Origin of the sequence: Duganella sp. Dugasp56, assembly GCF_047304105.1 — a bacterium.
In the GTDB taxonomy this organism is placed as follows: Bacteria; Pseudomonadota; Gammaproteobacteria; order Burkholderiales; family Burkholderiaceae_D; genus Rugamonas; species Rugamonas hordei.
The window spans coordinates 118,761-132,942 of sequence record NZ_JBGLYQ010000004.1 but is presented as its reverse complement, the minus strand read 5'-3'; the positions used below and the strand labels follow the sequence as shown (position 1 = coordinate 132,942).

Sequence of the window (14,182 nt, the reverse complement as noted above, 5' to 3'; positions counted from 1 at the left end):
ATCATGATAGGATAGCGTTTGACCCGGCGGCCCGCCTCGAGAGGCCGCATCATTCAATTCAGGAGAGTTTGTGGCAACGCTGAAAGACGTCGCAGTGCTCGCCGGTGTAGGCATGTCGACAGCATCGCGCGCCATTTCCGGCGCCGGTCCGGTATCCCCCGAGTCGATGAAAAAAGTCCAGGCGGCGATAGAACAGCTCAACTTCCGTCCCTCCTCCATCGGCCGCTCGCTGTCCGCGCAGTCGCTGGGGATGATCGGGATTTTTGCGCCCTCGTTCTTCGGCGCCTACTACGGCACCATCCTCAAGCAGACCGACATCGAGTTGCGCGCCATGCGCCGGCACGTGGTCGTGGCCACCGGCTGCGGCGACGGCACGCCGCGCGACGAGGCCATCGAGGCGGTCAAGTTCCTGATCGGCCGCGATTGCGACGGCATCGTCGTTCTGGGCCACGATCTATACGACGAGGACCTGATCTCGCTGCAGAAGATGCATCCGAAGATGGCCTTCCTCAACCGCCGCAGCCCGGAGCTGCCGGAAGCGTCGTTCTGTCCCGACCACTACCACGGCGGCGAACTGGCGGCGCAAACCTTGCTGGAAGCGGGCCACCGCGAGCTGGCGGTGATCTCCGGCCCGTCCGGCACGTCGGACAACAAGCAGCGGCTGGACGGTTTTTTCGACGAGCTGGCGCGCAACGGCATCGCCCGCGACAGCGTGCCGCTGATCGCCTCGGACTTCTCGCGCGAAGGCGGCTTCGGCGCCACGCAGCAGTTGATCACCGAAGGCCGCAGGTTCACCGGCCTGTTTTGCGCGAACGACGAGATGGCGGTCGGCGCCCTGTCCTGCTTCCACCGCGCCGGCATCAGCGTGCCAAACGACGTCTCCATCGTCGGCTATGACGACGACTACTCGGCCGAGTTCTCGTCGCCGGGGCTGACGTCGGTGCATATCCCGATGCAGCAGCTGACGCAGAACGCCGTGCGCTGGCTGCTCAACCTGTGCTACGGCACCCAGCACGAAATCGCCCGCGACTTCCCCGTCACGGTGAGCAAGCGCGGCTCGGTCGCCCGCCGATAACCCGTAATCCGTAGTCCGGGGTCAGGTCTGACATTCGGACTACGGATTAAAAAAGGGCCGGCATCGCTGCCGGCCCAAAGACCACTTACTCCCTGGTTCTATCAGAACTTCATCGACACCCGTCCGCCGAAGGTGCGCGGGTTGTTGTAGTACGCGGCCCAGATCTGCTGCGTCGGCTGGCATGGCGCGCCGACCTGGGTGCAGACCTCGATCGCGTCGTACTTCACCGCCTTGTCGGTCGCGTTGTTGACGAACAGTTCCGCCGTGTAGGCCTTGTTCAGCGGCTCGTAGCGCACGCTCAGGTCCAGCGTGGTGTAGGCCTTCTGCTGCTTGACGCCCGGATGGCCCGGCACGTCGGTGTTGAACGCGCCCGAACCGACGAACGATTCCGACTCGTAGTGCGCCGAGGCGCGCGGCGTGATGCGGCCCTTGCCGGTGTCGAAGTCATGCTCGTACATCAGCGTGGCGGCGAAGGTCGGCGCGTGCTTCAACACGGCGCCGCCGACATTGACTGCGGGCGCGGTGGTGCCGCAGGACTGGTTGTTTGCGCGCGCCGCATCGACGTCGCAGGACAGGAAGTCGTCATACCGCGCCTTCAGCCAGGTGGCGTTGCCGCTGAAGCGGTCGATGCTGGTCGGACGATAGATCCACTCGGCCTCGACTCCCTTCACCGAGGCGCCGGCCGCGTTGAAGTTCTGCAGCGTGTTGTTCACCACTTGCGATTCCAGCTTGTCCTTGTACTTCATCCAGAACGCGTCCAGGTTCAGCGACAGCTGGCGGTTGAGCAGGTCCGACTTGAAGCCCACTTCATAGCTGGTCAGGCGCTCCGGCTTGGTGGTCGCGCCGCCGTCGCCGATGGCCGGCGAGTGGAATCCGGTGGTCACCGAGGCGAAGGTCAGGATGTCCTTGGCCGGCTTGTATTCCACGCGGCCCAGCCACGTCGACTGGCCGTATTGCAGGTCTGCCGTGTTGTCGCCGTACGTATTGCCGCAGGTCTGCTGGTTCACCACGCCGCCGGGGCCGATGTTGTGGGTGTTGATGGTGCCCACGCCCGGCGTGACCAGTTGCGCGATCTGGTTGGGCGTCAGCGTGACGGTGCCGCGCGGCGCGTTGTCCGGCCAGTTCGGGCAGGCCCAGTTCTGGCCGCCGACGTCGAACTTGTGGTCCTTGGTGTAGCGCGCGCCGCCGGTGACCTTCCACAGCGGATCGATGTCATAGCTGGCCTGCGCGAACACGGCTTTCGAGTGCAGCTCGCGGTCGCCCTGGATGAAGGACATCGCCGATGCATATTGGCCGACGGTCGGCTGCACGAAGATCACGCTGCCGTTGGCGATATCCTGGTCCAGCATGGCCTGCGAGATCTGGCTGCGGTCGATGTCGAAGCGGATCTTGTTCTTCTCGCGGAAGAAGAACAGGCCGCCCACCCATTGCAGCGGCGCTTCGGTATCCGAGCGCACCTGCAGTTCGTTGGAGACGCTGTCGAACTGGCTCCATTCGGTGCGGTTCTCGGCCTTGAAACCAGGGTAGAAACCGGCGTCCGCATCGCTGCCGTTGGTGCGCTTCAAGCGGCTCCACGCGGCCAGGTACTGGGTCTCGATGCCTTCCACCGGACGCCATTGCACCTTGGTCTTGGCGGTGATGATGGACTGGTCCAGCGTACCCGGCGTGTCGATCAGCGCCGAGCGCAGGTCCTGGCCCGGCTTCGGCTCAGCGGCCAGGTAGATGTTGCCGGCGCCGGTGTCGCTGTAGTAGTCGGCGATGAAAGTGGCCTTCAGGTCGGGCGTGAACTTCCACAGCAGCGAGGCGCGCGCGCCCTGCTGGTCGCCTGCGCCGTACTTCTTCGTCCCCGGCTGCACGTTCGAGCCCTTGCGGAAGTCGACGTAGCCGTCGTGCTGGTCCTTGATGGCGGCGATGCGCAGCGCGATGTCGTCGCTCAGCGGGATGTTCATCATCGCCTGCGTCTGGATGTGATGGTAGTCGCCCAGCGTGACGCTGGCCGAACCGAAGGTCTTGGCGGTGCTCGGCGCGCCGGACACCAGGTTGACCGCGCCGGCGGTGGAGTTGCGGCCGTTCAGCGTGCCCTGCGGACCGCGCGCGACTTCGACGTGGTTCAGGTCATACATCAGCGCCGTCGCGCCCTGCGGACGCGGCACATAGATGCCGTCGACGTAGAACGCCACCGCCGGATCGCCCAGCTCCGTGTGATTGGCCGAGCCTACGCCGCGCATGTAGACGTGCACGCCGCCCGAGTCGCTGTGCGGTTCCACCACCAGGCTGGGCACCATGGCGGTCATCGTCGCCAGATCCTTGACCTGGTTGTTGGCCAGCGTGTCCTGCGTGTAGGCGGTGATCGCCAGCGGCGTGTCCTGCACCAGCGTGTCGCGGCGGGTGGCCGTGACGATGATCTTTTCCACGTCGCCGCCTGCTGCCTGCTGCGCGTATGCCGCACCGGCGGTCAGCGCAATTTGCGCAATGCTCAGGGCTAAAATCGTTTTCTTCATTTGTCTGTCCTCGCTTCGTCCATCGTTCAAGTTGGCGTGCATGCCCGCTCTGAGTGGCTTGCTATACACAAGTGGAACCGGTTCCACCGCAGGATGCACTGATCCAACGGGCAGCCATGCGGCGGCGCCCGGTTTTTACAGCACTGCTAGCTATGAATCAGAGCCGCTGTTCGCTGGCCCCGTCAAACAGGGAGATACGTTTGGTGCGCACCGAGAAGCTGATGTCCTTCTCGGTTTCGATAGTCTGCTGGTCCTGCACGATGCCAGCGACCTGGGTACCGTGGAAGTCCAGCCACAACACGCGATGCGCGCCCATCGCCTCGACCAGCGAGACCGATGCGCACAACACGCTGTCGACGCCGTCGCAATTGCCGACGTCGATGTCCTCGGGCCGCACGCCCAGCACGCATTCGTGCCTGCCGGACGGCTGCTGCTTGAACGGGTAGTCCGTCACGTCGACGGCCATGTGCTCGTTGCTGAACATGGTGCGGCCATCCTTCTGCTCCAGCCAGCCCTTGAACAGGTTCATGCCCGGCGAACCGAGAAAGGTGGCGACGAACAGGTTGGCCGGTTCGTTGTAGATATTGGCCGGCGTGTCGAACTGCTGCACCACCCCGCCCTTCATCACGGCCATGCGCTGCGCCAGCGTCATCGCCTCGACCTGGTCGTGGGTCACGTAGATCATGGTCGCGCCGAGCTGCTTGTGCAGCTGCTTCAACTCGCGCCGCAGTTCGGTGCGCAGCTTGGCGTCGAGGTTGGACAGCGGTTCGTCGAACAGCATCACGTCCGCCTCGCGCACAATGGCGCGGCCGATCGCCACGCGCTGGCGCTGACCACCGGACAGGTTGGCCGGCTTGCGCTTCAACAGCGGGCCAAGTTGCAGCATGTCGGAAGCGCGCGAGACGCGGCGCGCGATCTCCGCTTTCGGCGTGCCGTTGATGCGCAGGCCGAAGGACATATTCGCTTCCACGTTCATGGTCGGGTACAGCGCGTACGACTGGAACACCAGCGCGATGCCGCGGTCCTTCGGATCGGCCCAGGTCATGTCCTTGCCGCCGATTTCGATCTGGCCGGAGGTGGTGTCGATCAGGCCAGCGATGGAATGCAGCAGCGTGGACTTGCCGCAGCCCGATGGCCCCAGCAACACCACGAACTCTCCTGCCTTCACGTCAAGGTTCAGGGACTCGATGACCTTGTTGCCGCCCAACTGGATCTGCAGATTACGAATAGCTACGTTAGACATGGATTAACCCTTCACAGCGCCAGAGGCGATACCGCGCACGAACCAGCGGCCGGAGATGAAATAGAGAGCCAGCGGCACGACCGACGTCAGGATGGTCGCTGCCATGTTGACGTTGTACAGGCGCTCGCCGGTGGTGGTGTTGATGATGTTGTTCAGCTGGACCGTCATCGGCAGGTGCTCGGAGCCGGCAAACACCAGGCCAAGCAGGAAGTCGTTCCAGATGCCGGTGACCTGCATGATGACGGCGACCACGATGACCGGCGTCGACATCGGCAGCATCAGCTGCAGGAAGATGCGCCAAAAACCGCCGCCGTCGATGCGCGCGGCCTTGAACAACTCCATCGGCAGCGCCGCGTAGTAGTTGCGGAACAGGAGCGTCATCACCGGCATGCCGAAGATGGTGTGGATCAGCACTATGCCCGGCAAGGAACTGAACAGGTTGACGGCGGCCAGCACACGCACCAGCGGATAGACCATCACCTGCACCGGAATGAAGGCGCCCATCATCAGGATGGCGAACAACAGGCCGGCGCCGCGCGGACGCCAGAACGACAGCGCATAGCCGTTCACCGCGCCGATGGCGATCGACAGGATGGTGCTCGGCACGACGATGGCCACCGAGTTCCAGAAGCCGCCGCGGATGCCATTGCATTCCAGGCCCGTGCAGGCCGATTGCCAGGCCTGCAGCCACGGCTCCAGCGTCGCATGCACCGGCAGCGCGAACAGCGTGCCGAGGCGGATCTCTTCCATCGGCTTGACCGACGTCACCAGCATCACGTACAGCGGCAGCAGGAAGAACAACGCGGCCACGATCAGGAAACCGTAGACGCCGATGCGGGCCGGCGTCCATGCCAGCTTGCGGCGCGGCTTGATGGCCGGCGGCGCCGGATTGATATTGCTGTCGTTCGCTGCGCGGGCTTGCGCAGCGCTTGCTGCCTTTTCCATTGCGGCCTTGTCGAGTTTGACGACTTGTCCCATCACGCCCCCTTCGCCACGCGGCGGTTGCGCACAAAGTACAGCGGCGCGACGATGGCCAGTACGGTGGACAGCAGCACGATCGATGCGGCGGAAGCGAGGCCGATATTGGCGCGGCCGAACAGGTAATCCATGATGAACTTGGCAGGCACTTCGCTGGCCGTTCCAGGGCCGCCCTGCGTCATCGCGACGACGGAGTCGAATACCTTGACCACCATCACGAACAGTAGCACGAACGCGGTCGATACCGAGGCGCCCAGCATCGGCAGCACGATGCTGACGTAGACGCGCCAGCGCGGAATGCCGTCGATGCGGGCGGCCTTCCACAATTCCTCGTCCACGCCGCGCAGGCCGGACAGCATCAGCGCCATCACCAGGCCGGAAGCCTGCCACACGGTGGCGATGACGATGGTGTAGATCGCCATGTCCTGGTCGACGATCCAGTCGAACTTGGCGTCCGCGAAGCCCAGCTTGTGCAGCACTTCCTGGATGCCCAGTTCGGGATTGAGGATCCACTGCCAGATCAGGCCCGTCGCCACGAACGACATCGCGTACGGGTACAGGAAGATGGTGCGCAGCGCGCCTTCGGCCATCACCTTCTGGTCGATGAACACGGCCAGCAGGAAGCCGATGACCAGGCAGGCGGTGATGAACAACACGCCGTAGACCACCACATTCTGCAGCGAGAGCAGCCAGCGCTCGTTGTTAAACAGGCGGATGTACTGCGAGGCGCCGACAAAATCGCTGGCCGGGAAGGTGCGCGAGCTGCTGACCGATACGCGGGCCGTCCACAGCATCGTGCCGAGGTAGGCCAGCAGCACCGTCAACGCCATCGGTATCATGGCGATGTAGGCCGCGAAGGAAACGCTTTGACGCTTCTTGGCCATGGCTTATTGATCCTTCAGCGCGCGGGCAAAGGCTTTTTGCGCGTCGTCCGGCGACTGGTTCTTGTTCCAGTAACTGGTCAGCACGTCCTGCAGCGCGCCCGTGGTATCGGGCGTTGCCAGCATTTCGGTGTTCGGCAGCTGGCGCGACTTGTCCTTCATGATGGCCAGGCCCTGGCGTGCGCAGATGTCGAGCTGCGATTCATCGACGTCGCTACGGATAGGGATGGACCCCTTGCGGATATTGAAGGCCACCTGCGCGGCCGGCGAAGTGACCGTGGTCGCCAGCAGCTTCTGCGCCTTGATGGCGTTGGCGTCCGTGGTTTTCGGGAAGACGAAGGCGTCGCCGGCGACGATGTACGGCGCCTTGGGGCCGAAGCCGGGGAAGCAGCCGTACTCCTTGCCCGCAGTCTGCTTGGCGGCGGCGAACTCGCCCTTGGCCCAGTCGCCCATGATCTGCACGCCGGCCTTGCCGCTGACGACCATCGCCGTCGCGTCGTTCCAGTTGCGGCCCGGCGAGCCGGCGTCGACGAAGGCTTTCAGCTTCTTGAAGTCGACCAGTACCTGCTTGAAGGCCGGCGACATCACGGCTTTCTGGTCGCGGTCGCGGTACACCTTCAGATACAGATCGGCGCCGCCGACCATGGCGAAGATGGCGTCGAAGGTGATCTTCTCCTGCCACACCTGGCCGCCGAAGGCCAGCGGCACCACGCCGGCTGCCTTCAGCTTGGCCAGTTGCGCCAGGAACTCGTCCCAGGTCTGCGGTTCATTGGCGATGCCTGCCTTTTTGTAGGCGGCCTTCGAGTAGAAGAACCACGCCGGCATGTGGATGTCCACCGGAGCTGCGTAGAAGTGGCCGTTGATCTTGATCGACTGGATGATGGCCGGCGGCAGGATCTGGTCCCACTTGCCGGCTGCGGCCACGTCGTCGATGTTATTGAGCAGGCCCTGTTCGACGAAGTCGCGGAACTGCTTGGAGGTGTTGAACTGCGCGGCCGTCGGCGCGTTGCCGCCGACGATGCGGTTGATGGTGGTGGCGCGCGACTGGTCGGCGCCGGCGATGGCGTTGTCGATCCACTGGCCGCCGGCCTTGTTGTACGCATCCGCAAACTGCTTGACCGCCTGCGATTCGCCGCCCGATGTCCACCAATGGATGACGGTCGCTTTCAATGGTGCTTGGGCTTGCGCTGCGCTGCATGCCGCCAGGGTGAGCGCGACCGCGCTCCCCATTTTTGAGGCCTTGAACATTCTGTCTCCCTGTGGGCGTCGAGCGCCCATTTTATTCGGATAACTTTGCTGGATGTTTAACTTTTTGCGGATCTCTCGGCCAAAAATTGGGTCACCAGTTTTGCGCTGCGTTTCAGCGTGCGCTTTTGCGTTGCATAGTCGACATGGATAATACCGAAACGCCGCTCATAACCGAAGGCCCATTCGAAATTGTCCATCAACGACCAGATAAAGTAGCCCCGTATGTCCACACCGGCCTTGACTGCTTGATCCACCGCCGCAAGGTGGCGGTTCAGGAACGAGATGCGCTGGCGGTCGTCGACTTCGCCGTCCACCACTTCGTCGTCGGTGGCCATGCCGTTTTCGGTGATGTAGATCGGCGGCAGATTCGGATAGTCGCGGTGGAAGCCGACCAGCAGGTGGCGCAGGCCGTCCGGGTACACTTCCCAGCCCATTTGCGTGCGCTCCACGCCTTCCAGGTCCACTTCGATGTAGCCGTTCTTTCCGTCGCTGACGACGTTGGTGCGGAAGTAGTAATTAATGCCCAGGAAGTCCAGCGGCGTGCCGATGATGTCCATGTCGCCGTCGAGGGCCATCGGTTCGGCGCCCGGCCACAGTTCCCACAGCGCCGACGGATAGGACTTCTTCAGCAGCGGATCGAGGATCCAGTTATTGTGCTGCAGTTCGAACAGCCAGGCGGCGCGCTGGCCGGCGGCGCTACTGTCGGTGCTGGTGCCGCGCCCCACGTTGGCGACGATGCCCACTTGCGCCGCCGGATCGTTGGTGCGCAGATGCTTGACGGCCAGGCCGTGGCCCAGCAGCAGGTGGTGCATGGCCTGCGTGGCGAACACCACATCCTGCTTGCCCGGCGCGTGGTGGCCGGTGCCGTAGCCGTGCATGGCCGAGCACCACGGCTCGTTCAAGGTGGCCCAGGCGTCGACCAGGCCGGCCAGCTCACGGCTGATCATGTCGGCGTATTCGGCGAAGCGGTAGGCGGTGTCGCGGTTGACCCAACCGCCCTTGTCTTCCAGGTGCTGCGGCAGGTCCCAGTGGTACAGCGTGACGTAGGTCTTCAAGCCCTTGGCGCGCAGCGCCGTCAGCAGCTTGCGGTAGAACGCGATGCCCTTCTGGTTGGGCTGGCCGTCCTGCGTCATCACGCGCGGCCAGGAGATCGACAGGCGGTAGGCGCCGACGTTCAGGGCAGCCAGCAGCTCGACGTCGTCTTGCCAGCGGTGATAGTGGTCGCAGGCGACGGCGCCGGTGTCGCCGGCCAGTGTCTTGCCCGGCGTGGCCGAGAAAGTGTCCCAGATCGATGGTATGCGGCCATCTTCGGCGACTGCGCCCTCAATCTGATAAGCCGCGGTGGCGGCGCCCAGCAGGAAATCCTTACTCCACAACACCGAGTCGGCCGGCGGGGAAAACGTCTCTTCCAGTGAAACTGATGCATCGACAACCACGGAAACTCCTTCGTTCAGACCGCATTTTGAAATTGTGTGGAAGCGCTTCCACAACTGTTGTCGATAGTACTACTGAAGAAATTCGGGTGTCAACGTAAATTGCGGATTTTTGGTAGGGAAATTACTTTTTGTCGGTCGGTGCTGGTGGCACGCCGGGAACGAACGGGAAGGTACCGAAGATGTTCTTGCTCTGGCTTTGCATCTGTTCCTGCATCTGCACGAACAGGCTCTTGCTCTGGTCGATGTAGTTATTCATCATGCCCTGCATCATCGGGCCCTGGACGTTCATGAACTGGGTCCACATTTCCGGGCTGAATGGCTTGCCTTCCATGCCGCCCACCGCGCTGCCGGTGAACTTGCGCTGGATGTCGGTGAACGCCTGCACGTTCTTTTCCAGGTAGGAGCCCATCATGCCCTGCATGGCGTGGCCGTAGAAACGGATGATCTGCGCCAGCACGTCGCTGGAGAACATCGGCGCCCCGCTCGCCTCTTCCTCCAGGATGATCTGGAGCAGGATGCTGCGGCTCAGGTCTTCATTGGTCTTGGCGTCGACCACGGTGAATTCTTCGTTGTCCAGCACCAGCTGCTTGACGTCCGTCAGCGTGATGTAGGAACTGGTCTGCGTGTCGTACAGACGGCGGTTCGGGTATTTTTTAATCAGGCGGTCAGCATTTTTTTTCGCACTACTCATCACAAGTCCGTTTATTGCGCCGCAGCGCGTACTCTAACAATTCGAAAAAAAAGCGAACTTCGGTCCGCTTTCCCACTTGCCTACTACTTCCATTATAGAGGGGAAAATGAATATCTTGCACCATCTGTTATAACTTTTAGGTTTTATTGCAACGCAACCAATTTTACAGACGAACAATCACAACATTTTCCCCGGTGCATCTAGTCTGCACGTACCTTCACATAACGGCCCGGCGCCGGCTCGATCGCCTTGTAGGTGGCGTTGCCTGGCTTGGCCTTGGCCTTGACATCCTTGCCGCCGTGATCGGCCAGGAATTTGGCCCATTCGGGCCACCAGCTGCCCTTGTTTTCAGTCGCGCCGGCGATCCATGCTTCGGCGTCCTGCGGCTTGGAGGCGGCGCGGCCCAGCGGCTTGTCGTTGGTCCAGTAGCTGCGCTTGTTCTTGACCGGCGAGTTGATCACGCCGGCGATGTGGCCGGAGGCGCCGAGGATGTAACGGTTGGCCTTGGCCTTGCCTGGATTAAGAATATTCATGGAGCCGAAGGCCGACGTCCACGGCACGATATGGTCTTCGCGCGAGCCGTAGATGAAGGCCGGCGCGTCGATCTTGCTCAGGTCGACCTTCTGGCCGGCGACGGTCAGCTGGCCGGTTTTCAGCTTGTTTTCCAGATAGGTGTTGCGCAGGTACCAGCAGAACATCGGGCCCGGCAGGTTGGTGCTGTCGGAATTCCAGTACAGCAGGTCGAACGGCGGCGGCTCGTTGCCCTTCAGGTAGTTCGACTGCACGTAGTTCCACACCAGGTCGTTCGGACGCAGGCTGGAGAAGGTGCTGGCCAGGTCGCGGCCCGGCATCAGGCCGCCATCCTTCAGTTGCTGCTCGCGCATCGAGACCTGCGCCTCGTCGACAAACACGTCCAGCACGCCGGTGTCGCTGAAATCGAGGAAGGTGGTCAGCAAGGTCAGGCTGGAAGCCGGATTCTCGCCGCGCGCCGCCAGCACCGCCAGCGCGGTCGACACAATGGTGCCGCCGACGCAGAAGCCGAACAGGTTCATCTTGTCCTGGCCGGTGATGTCGCGCACCACGCCCACGGCCTCGATCACGCCCTTCTCGACGTAATCGTCCCAGGTGGTGCCGGCCAGCGACTTGTCCGGATTGCTCCACGAAATCATGAACACGGTATTGCCCTGCTCCACCGCGTAGCGCACCAGCGAGTTTTCCGGCTGCAGGTCGAGGATGTAGAACTTGTTGATGCAAGGCGGCACCATCAGCAGCGGGCGCTGGTGCACCATCTCCGTCGCCGGCTTGTACTGGATCAGCTGGAACAGCGGATTCTCGTAGACCACCGTGCCCTCGGTCGTGGCCAGGTTGCGGCCGACCTCGAACGCCGATTCGTCCGACAGCGAGATGTGGCCCTTGTTCATGTCGGCCAGCATATTGGCCATGCCCTTGGTCAGGCTCTCGCCCTTGGTTTCGATCAGCTTTTGCTGCGCTTCCGGATTGGTGGCGAGGAAGTTGGCCGGCGACATGGCATCGACGATTTGCTGCACGGCAAAGCGGATTTTCTGCTTTTGCTGCGGCGTGGTTTCCACCGTGTCGACCATGGCCGTCAGGAATTTGGCGTTCAGCAGGTATGATGCGGCATTGAAGGACGACATCGGATTGCCCTGCCAGGCCGACGAGGTGAAGCGGCGGTCGCCCACTTCCGGCGTTTTACCGGCGAGAAAGTCTTGCCACAAACCGCCGAAATCCTGCAGGTACTGGTTCTTCAACTGCTCCATGGCCTCCGGTTTCACGGCTGCGCCTATGTCCTGCATCATGGCGGCCAGCGGGTTGGCGTCCGTGGTCGGCGCCATGTTGAACCAGGATTGCCACTGTCCGGGGTCGCTCATCTGCGACATCCAGGCGTTGGCAATGGCTTGAGGATCGGGCAAATTCATGTTTGTTTCCCTAAAAATAGTTAAATATCTTTACGTGGACTTCTCTATGCTGGGTTTTTTATGCTGATCGTTGCTGTAGCGTGGATTTACGTGGTCGGGCTGATGGCCCTGACGGAAACCAGTGTCGTTGCGGGAATTGTAACGTTTTTGTTCTATTGCGTGCTGCCGCTTGGCACATTGATTTATATTTCCGGCACCAAAGCCCGCCGTCGCAAGAGAGAGCTGGCCGCGCACGAGGCGCGCCAGGCGGCAAAACCGGCCGAAGGCGAAGACTAAGCCCGCGGCGGCACGAGTCATTTGATCCAGATCAATGCCGCTTGACGGCCCGTGACGCCATCCCGGCGGTAGGAATAGAAACGGCCGGAGTTGGAGACGGTGCAGAATTCGCCGCCGTACACTTTCGCCACGCCGGCCCGGTGCAGCAGATGGCGCGCCAGCGCGTACATGTCGGCCAGGTACTTGCCCGGCTTGCCTTCGATGGGCGAAAACGCCGCCTCCACGTGGCGCACGCTCGACTCGTCGAACGCCCCGCCGAGGAAGGCTTGCCTGACGTCCGGCCCCACCTCGAACTGATAGGCGCCGATTGCCGGTCCCATCCAGGCCATCAGCTCGCCGGCGCCGGCCGCGCGCATCGATTCCACGGTATTTTCCAGCACGCCGGACGCCAGGCCGCGCCAGCCCGCATGGGCGGCCGCCACGGTCTTGCCTTCGGCATCGCAAAACAGCACCGGCAGGCAATCGGCCGTCATGACGACGCACACCTTGCCCGGCGTGGAGGACAGGCTGGCGTCGGCCTCCGGCACCTCCTGCATCCGCACCTTGGCCACGTCGACCACCGTCGTGCCGTGCACCTGCGACAGCCAGACCGGATCGTCCGGCAGCATGGCGCGCAGGATCTGGCGGTTGTGGGCCACATTGTGCGGCTGGTCGCCGACGTGGGTGCCCAGGTTCAGGCCGCCACCGCCCATGCCGTCGCCGTACGGCGCCGGGCTGACGCCGCCGCGCCGCGTGGTGGACAGCGCCCCCACATGGTCCGGCAAGCCCGGCCAGTGCGGAATCAGCCATTGTTGCTGCATCGTAGTCATCAAATCTGTTCCGGCTCCTCTATGCCCGCCCGCACCAACAGCGCGGCGAAGTCTTCGGCCAGCGGCACTTGCCACTCGCGTTGCTCGCCGGTGGCCGGATGGACCAGGCCCAGCCGGCGCGCCTGCAGCGCCTGGCGCGGGAAATAATCGGCCAGGTGTTGCTTGCCGTAGGTCGTGTCCCCGACCAGCGGGAAGCCGATCGACATCATGTGCACGCGGATCTGGTGGGTGCGGCCAGTTTCCAGACGGCACTGCACCAGCGTCACGGGACGCCCCTCGCCCAGCTTGCCGCCGCCCAGCACCTGGTAATGCGTGATGGCGGGCTTCGAGCCCATGCCGGTCGAAACCGCCATTTTGATGCGGTCCTTCGGGTGGCGGCCCATCGACGAATCGATGGTACCGCTGATGCGCGGCATGCCCCACACGACTGCGTAGTATTCGCGCTTGACGGTGCGCGCGGCCAACTGGCGCACCAGGTCGGTCTGGGCCGGCAGCGTCTTGCCGACCACCATCAGGCCGCTGGTATCCTTGTCCAGCCGGTGCACGATGCCGGCGCGCGGCACGCCCGACAGCTGCGGGCAATGGTGCAGCAGGCCGTTGAGCATGGTGCCGGACCAGTTGCCGGCGCCCGGATGGACCACCATCCCGGCAGGTTTGTTGATGATGATCAGGTGCTCATCTTCATAAACGATGTTGAGTTCCATCGCTTCCGGCTTAAAAGCCTCGTCTTCCGGCGCCGGTTGGGGCAGAATGACGATCTTCTCGTCGCCGTAGACGGTTTCCTTGGTGCTTTTGGCCGGTTTGCCGTCGACCGTGACGAAGCCGTCGGTGATCCACATTTGCAGCCGGCCGCGCGAAAATTGCGGGACCAGGCCGGAAATGACTTTATCGAGGCGCTGGCCGCAGAATTCCGGGGTCAGTTCCAGTTCGATCGGAGCCAGGCCGTCTTCATCGTCGCCGAAATCGCCGTCCTGCTCGACCAGCAGGACAGCTTCGGATTCGTGTTCGGAGGAAGATTCAGCCAAATTCGGCTTTGGAGTTAATATCACAGCATTCCTATCGGCTATAATCAGCCTTTGTAAAACTTTGGTTAAACAGCTTCTTGCA

The 14,182-nt window shown here is 62.8% G+C and carries 12 protein-coding genes; 2 read left to right on the top strand and 10 right to left on the bottom strand.

The window, feature by feature from the left end:
- The first annotated feature begins 70 nt into the window (after positions 1 to 70).
- Entirely contained in the window at positions 71 to 1,075 is a 1,005-nt protein-coding gene (locus ACCD07_RS03750; RefSeq protein ID WP_176650385.1) for a LacI family DNA-binding transcriptional regulator, read from the top strand.
- Positions 1,076 to 1,176: 101 nt separating this feature from the next.
- Here the strand turns inward: ACCD07_RS03750 and ACCD07_RS03745 are convergent, their stop codons facing one another.
- The 8 genes from ACCD07_RS03745 to phaC form a co-directional block, all read right to left on the bottom strand.
- Entirely contained in the window at positions 1,177 to 3,576 is a 2,400-nt protein-coding gene (locus tag ACCD07_RS03745) for a TonB-dependent receptor (protein ID WP_413446549.1), read from the bottom strand.
- A gap of 157 nt (positions 3,577 to 3,733) precedes the next feature.
- Positions 3,734 to 4,819 (bottom strand): ABC transporter ATP-binding protein, encoded by a 1,086-nt coding sequence (locus ACCD07_RS03740; RefSeq protein WP_353397980.1) that lies wholly within the window; start codon positions 4,817 to 4,819, stop codon positions 3,734 to 3,736.
- Between the two features lie 3 nt (positions 4,820 to 4,822).
- The gene (locus tag ACCD07_RS03735) at positions 4,823 to 5,797 is read right to left on the bottom strand and encodes a carbohydrate ABC transporter permease (RefSeq protein ID WP_353397977.1); all 975 of its coding nucleotides are present in this window, start codon (positions 5,795 to 5,797) and stop codon (positions 4,823 to 4,825) included.
- Complete coding sequence (locus tag ACCD07_RS03730) at positions 5,797 to 6,681, bottom strand: carbohydrate ABC transporter permease (RefSeq protein ID WP_176650382.1); 885 nt, start codon at positions 6,679 to 6,681, stop codon at positions 5,797 to 5,799. Before ACCD07_RS03730 ends, ACCD07_RS03735 begins: the two co-directional genes overlap by 1 nt.
- A 3-nt stretch (positions 6,682 to 6,684) precedes the next feature.
- Positions 6,685 to 7,908, bottom strand: a complete 1,224-nt coding sequence (locus tag ACCD07_RS03725) for an ABC transporter substrate-binding protein (protein WP_413446603.1) — start codon at positions 7,906 to 7,908, stop codon at positions 6,685 to 6,687.
- A gap of 74 nt (positions 7,909 to 7,982) precedes the next feature.
- Entirely contained in the window at positions 7,983 to 9,305 is a 1,323-nt protein-coding gene (locus ACCD07_RS03720) for a GH1 family beta-glucosidase (RefSeq protein WP_413446602.1), read from the bottom strand.
- A gap of 178 nt (positions 9,306 to 9,483) precedes the next feature.
- A complete protein-coding gene (gene phaR / locus ACCD07_RS03715; RefSeq protein WP_176650380.1) occupies positions 9,484 to 10,053 on the bottom strand; it encodes a polyhydroxyalkanoate synthesis repressor PhaR in 570 nt (189 codons plus the stop codon).
- Between the two features lie 200 nt (positions 10,054 to 10,253).
- On the bottom strand, positions 10,254 to 11,990 hold the full coding sequence (gene phaC / locus ACCD07_RS03710) for a class I poly(R)-hydroxyalkanoic acid synthase (protein WP_413446548.1): 1,737 nt from the start codon (positions 11,988 to 11,990) through the stop codon (positions 10,254 to 10,256).
- Between the two features lie 60 nt (positions 11,991 to 12,050).
- On the opposite strand from phaC, the gene ACCD07_RS03705 reads away from it, so the two are divergent.
- Positions 12,051 to 12,266 carry a hypothetical protein gene (locus ACCD07_RS03705; protein WP_353397965.1) on the top strand — a complete coding sequence of 72 codons (216 nt, stop codon included), beginning with the start codon at positions 12,051 to 12,053 and terminating at the stop codon, positions 12,264 to 12,266.
- Between the two features lie 17 nt (positions 12,267 to 12,283).
- Here ACCD07_RS03705 and pgeF read toward each other — a convergent pair whose 3' ends face one another.
- Together pgeF and ACCD07_RS03695 are read right to left on the bottom strand one after the other, a co-directional pair.
- A complete protein-coding gene (pgeF, locus tag ACCD07_RS03700; protein WP_413446547.1) occupies positions 12,284 to 13,075 on the bottom strand; it encodes a peptidoglycan editing factor PgeF in 792 nt (263 codons plus the stop codon).
- Positions 13,075 to 14,100 carry an RluA family pseudouridine synthase gene (locus tag ACCD07_RS03695; RefSeq protein ID WP_218087696.1) on the bottom strand — a complete coding sequence of 342 codons (1,026 nt, stop codon included), beginning with the start codon at positions 14,098 to 14,100 and terminating at the stop codon, positions 13,075 to 13,077. Before ACCD07_RS03695 ends, pgeF begins: the two co-directional genes overlap by 1 nt.
- Positions 14,101 to 14,182 lie beyond the last annotated feature (82 nt).

Excerpts from the sequence above, each read along its gene's own strand:
- ACCD07_RS03745 (WP_413446549.1), bottom strand. The coding sequence starts at position 3,576 with ATGAAGAAAACGATTTTAGCCCTGAGCATTGCGCAAATTGCGCTGACC.
- ACCD07_RS03740 (WP_353397980.1), bottom strand. The coding sequence starts at position 4,819 with ATGTCTAACGTAGCTATTCGTAATCTGCAGATCCAGTTGGGCGGCAAC.
- ACCD07_RS03735 (WP_353397977.1), bottom strand. The coding sequence starts at position 5,797 with ATGGGACAAGTCGTCAAACTCGACAAGGCCGCAATGGAAAAGGCAGCA.
- ACCD07_RS03730 (WP_176650382.1), bottom strand. The coding sequence starts at position 6,681 with ATGGCCAAGAAGCGTCAAAGCGTTTCCTTCGCGGCCTACATCGCCATG.
- ACCD07_RS03725 (WP_413446603.1), bottom strand. The coding sequence starts at position 7,908 with ATGGGGAGCGCGGTCGCGCTCACCCTGGCGGCATGCAGCGCAGCGCAA.
- phaR (WP_176650380.1), bottom strand. The coding sequence starts at position 10,053 with ATGAGTAGTGCGAAAAAAAATGCTGACCGCCTGATTAAAAAATACCCG.
- phaC (WP_413446548.1), bottom strand. The coding sequence starts at position 11,990 with ATGAATTTGCCCGATCCTCAAGCCATTGCCAACGCCTGGATGTCGCAG.
- ACCD07_RS03705 (WP_353397965.1), top strand. The coding sequence starts at position 12,051 with ATGCTGATCGTTGCTGTAGCGTGGATTTACGTGGTCGGGCTGATGGCC.
- pgeF (WP_413446547.1), bottom strand. The coding sequence starts at position 13,075 with ATGACTACGATGCAGCAACAATGGCTGATTCCGCACTGGCCGGGCTTG.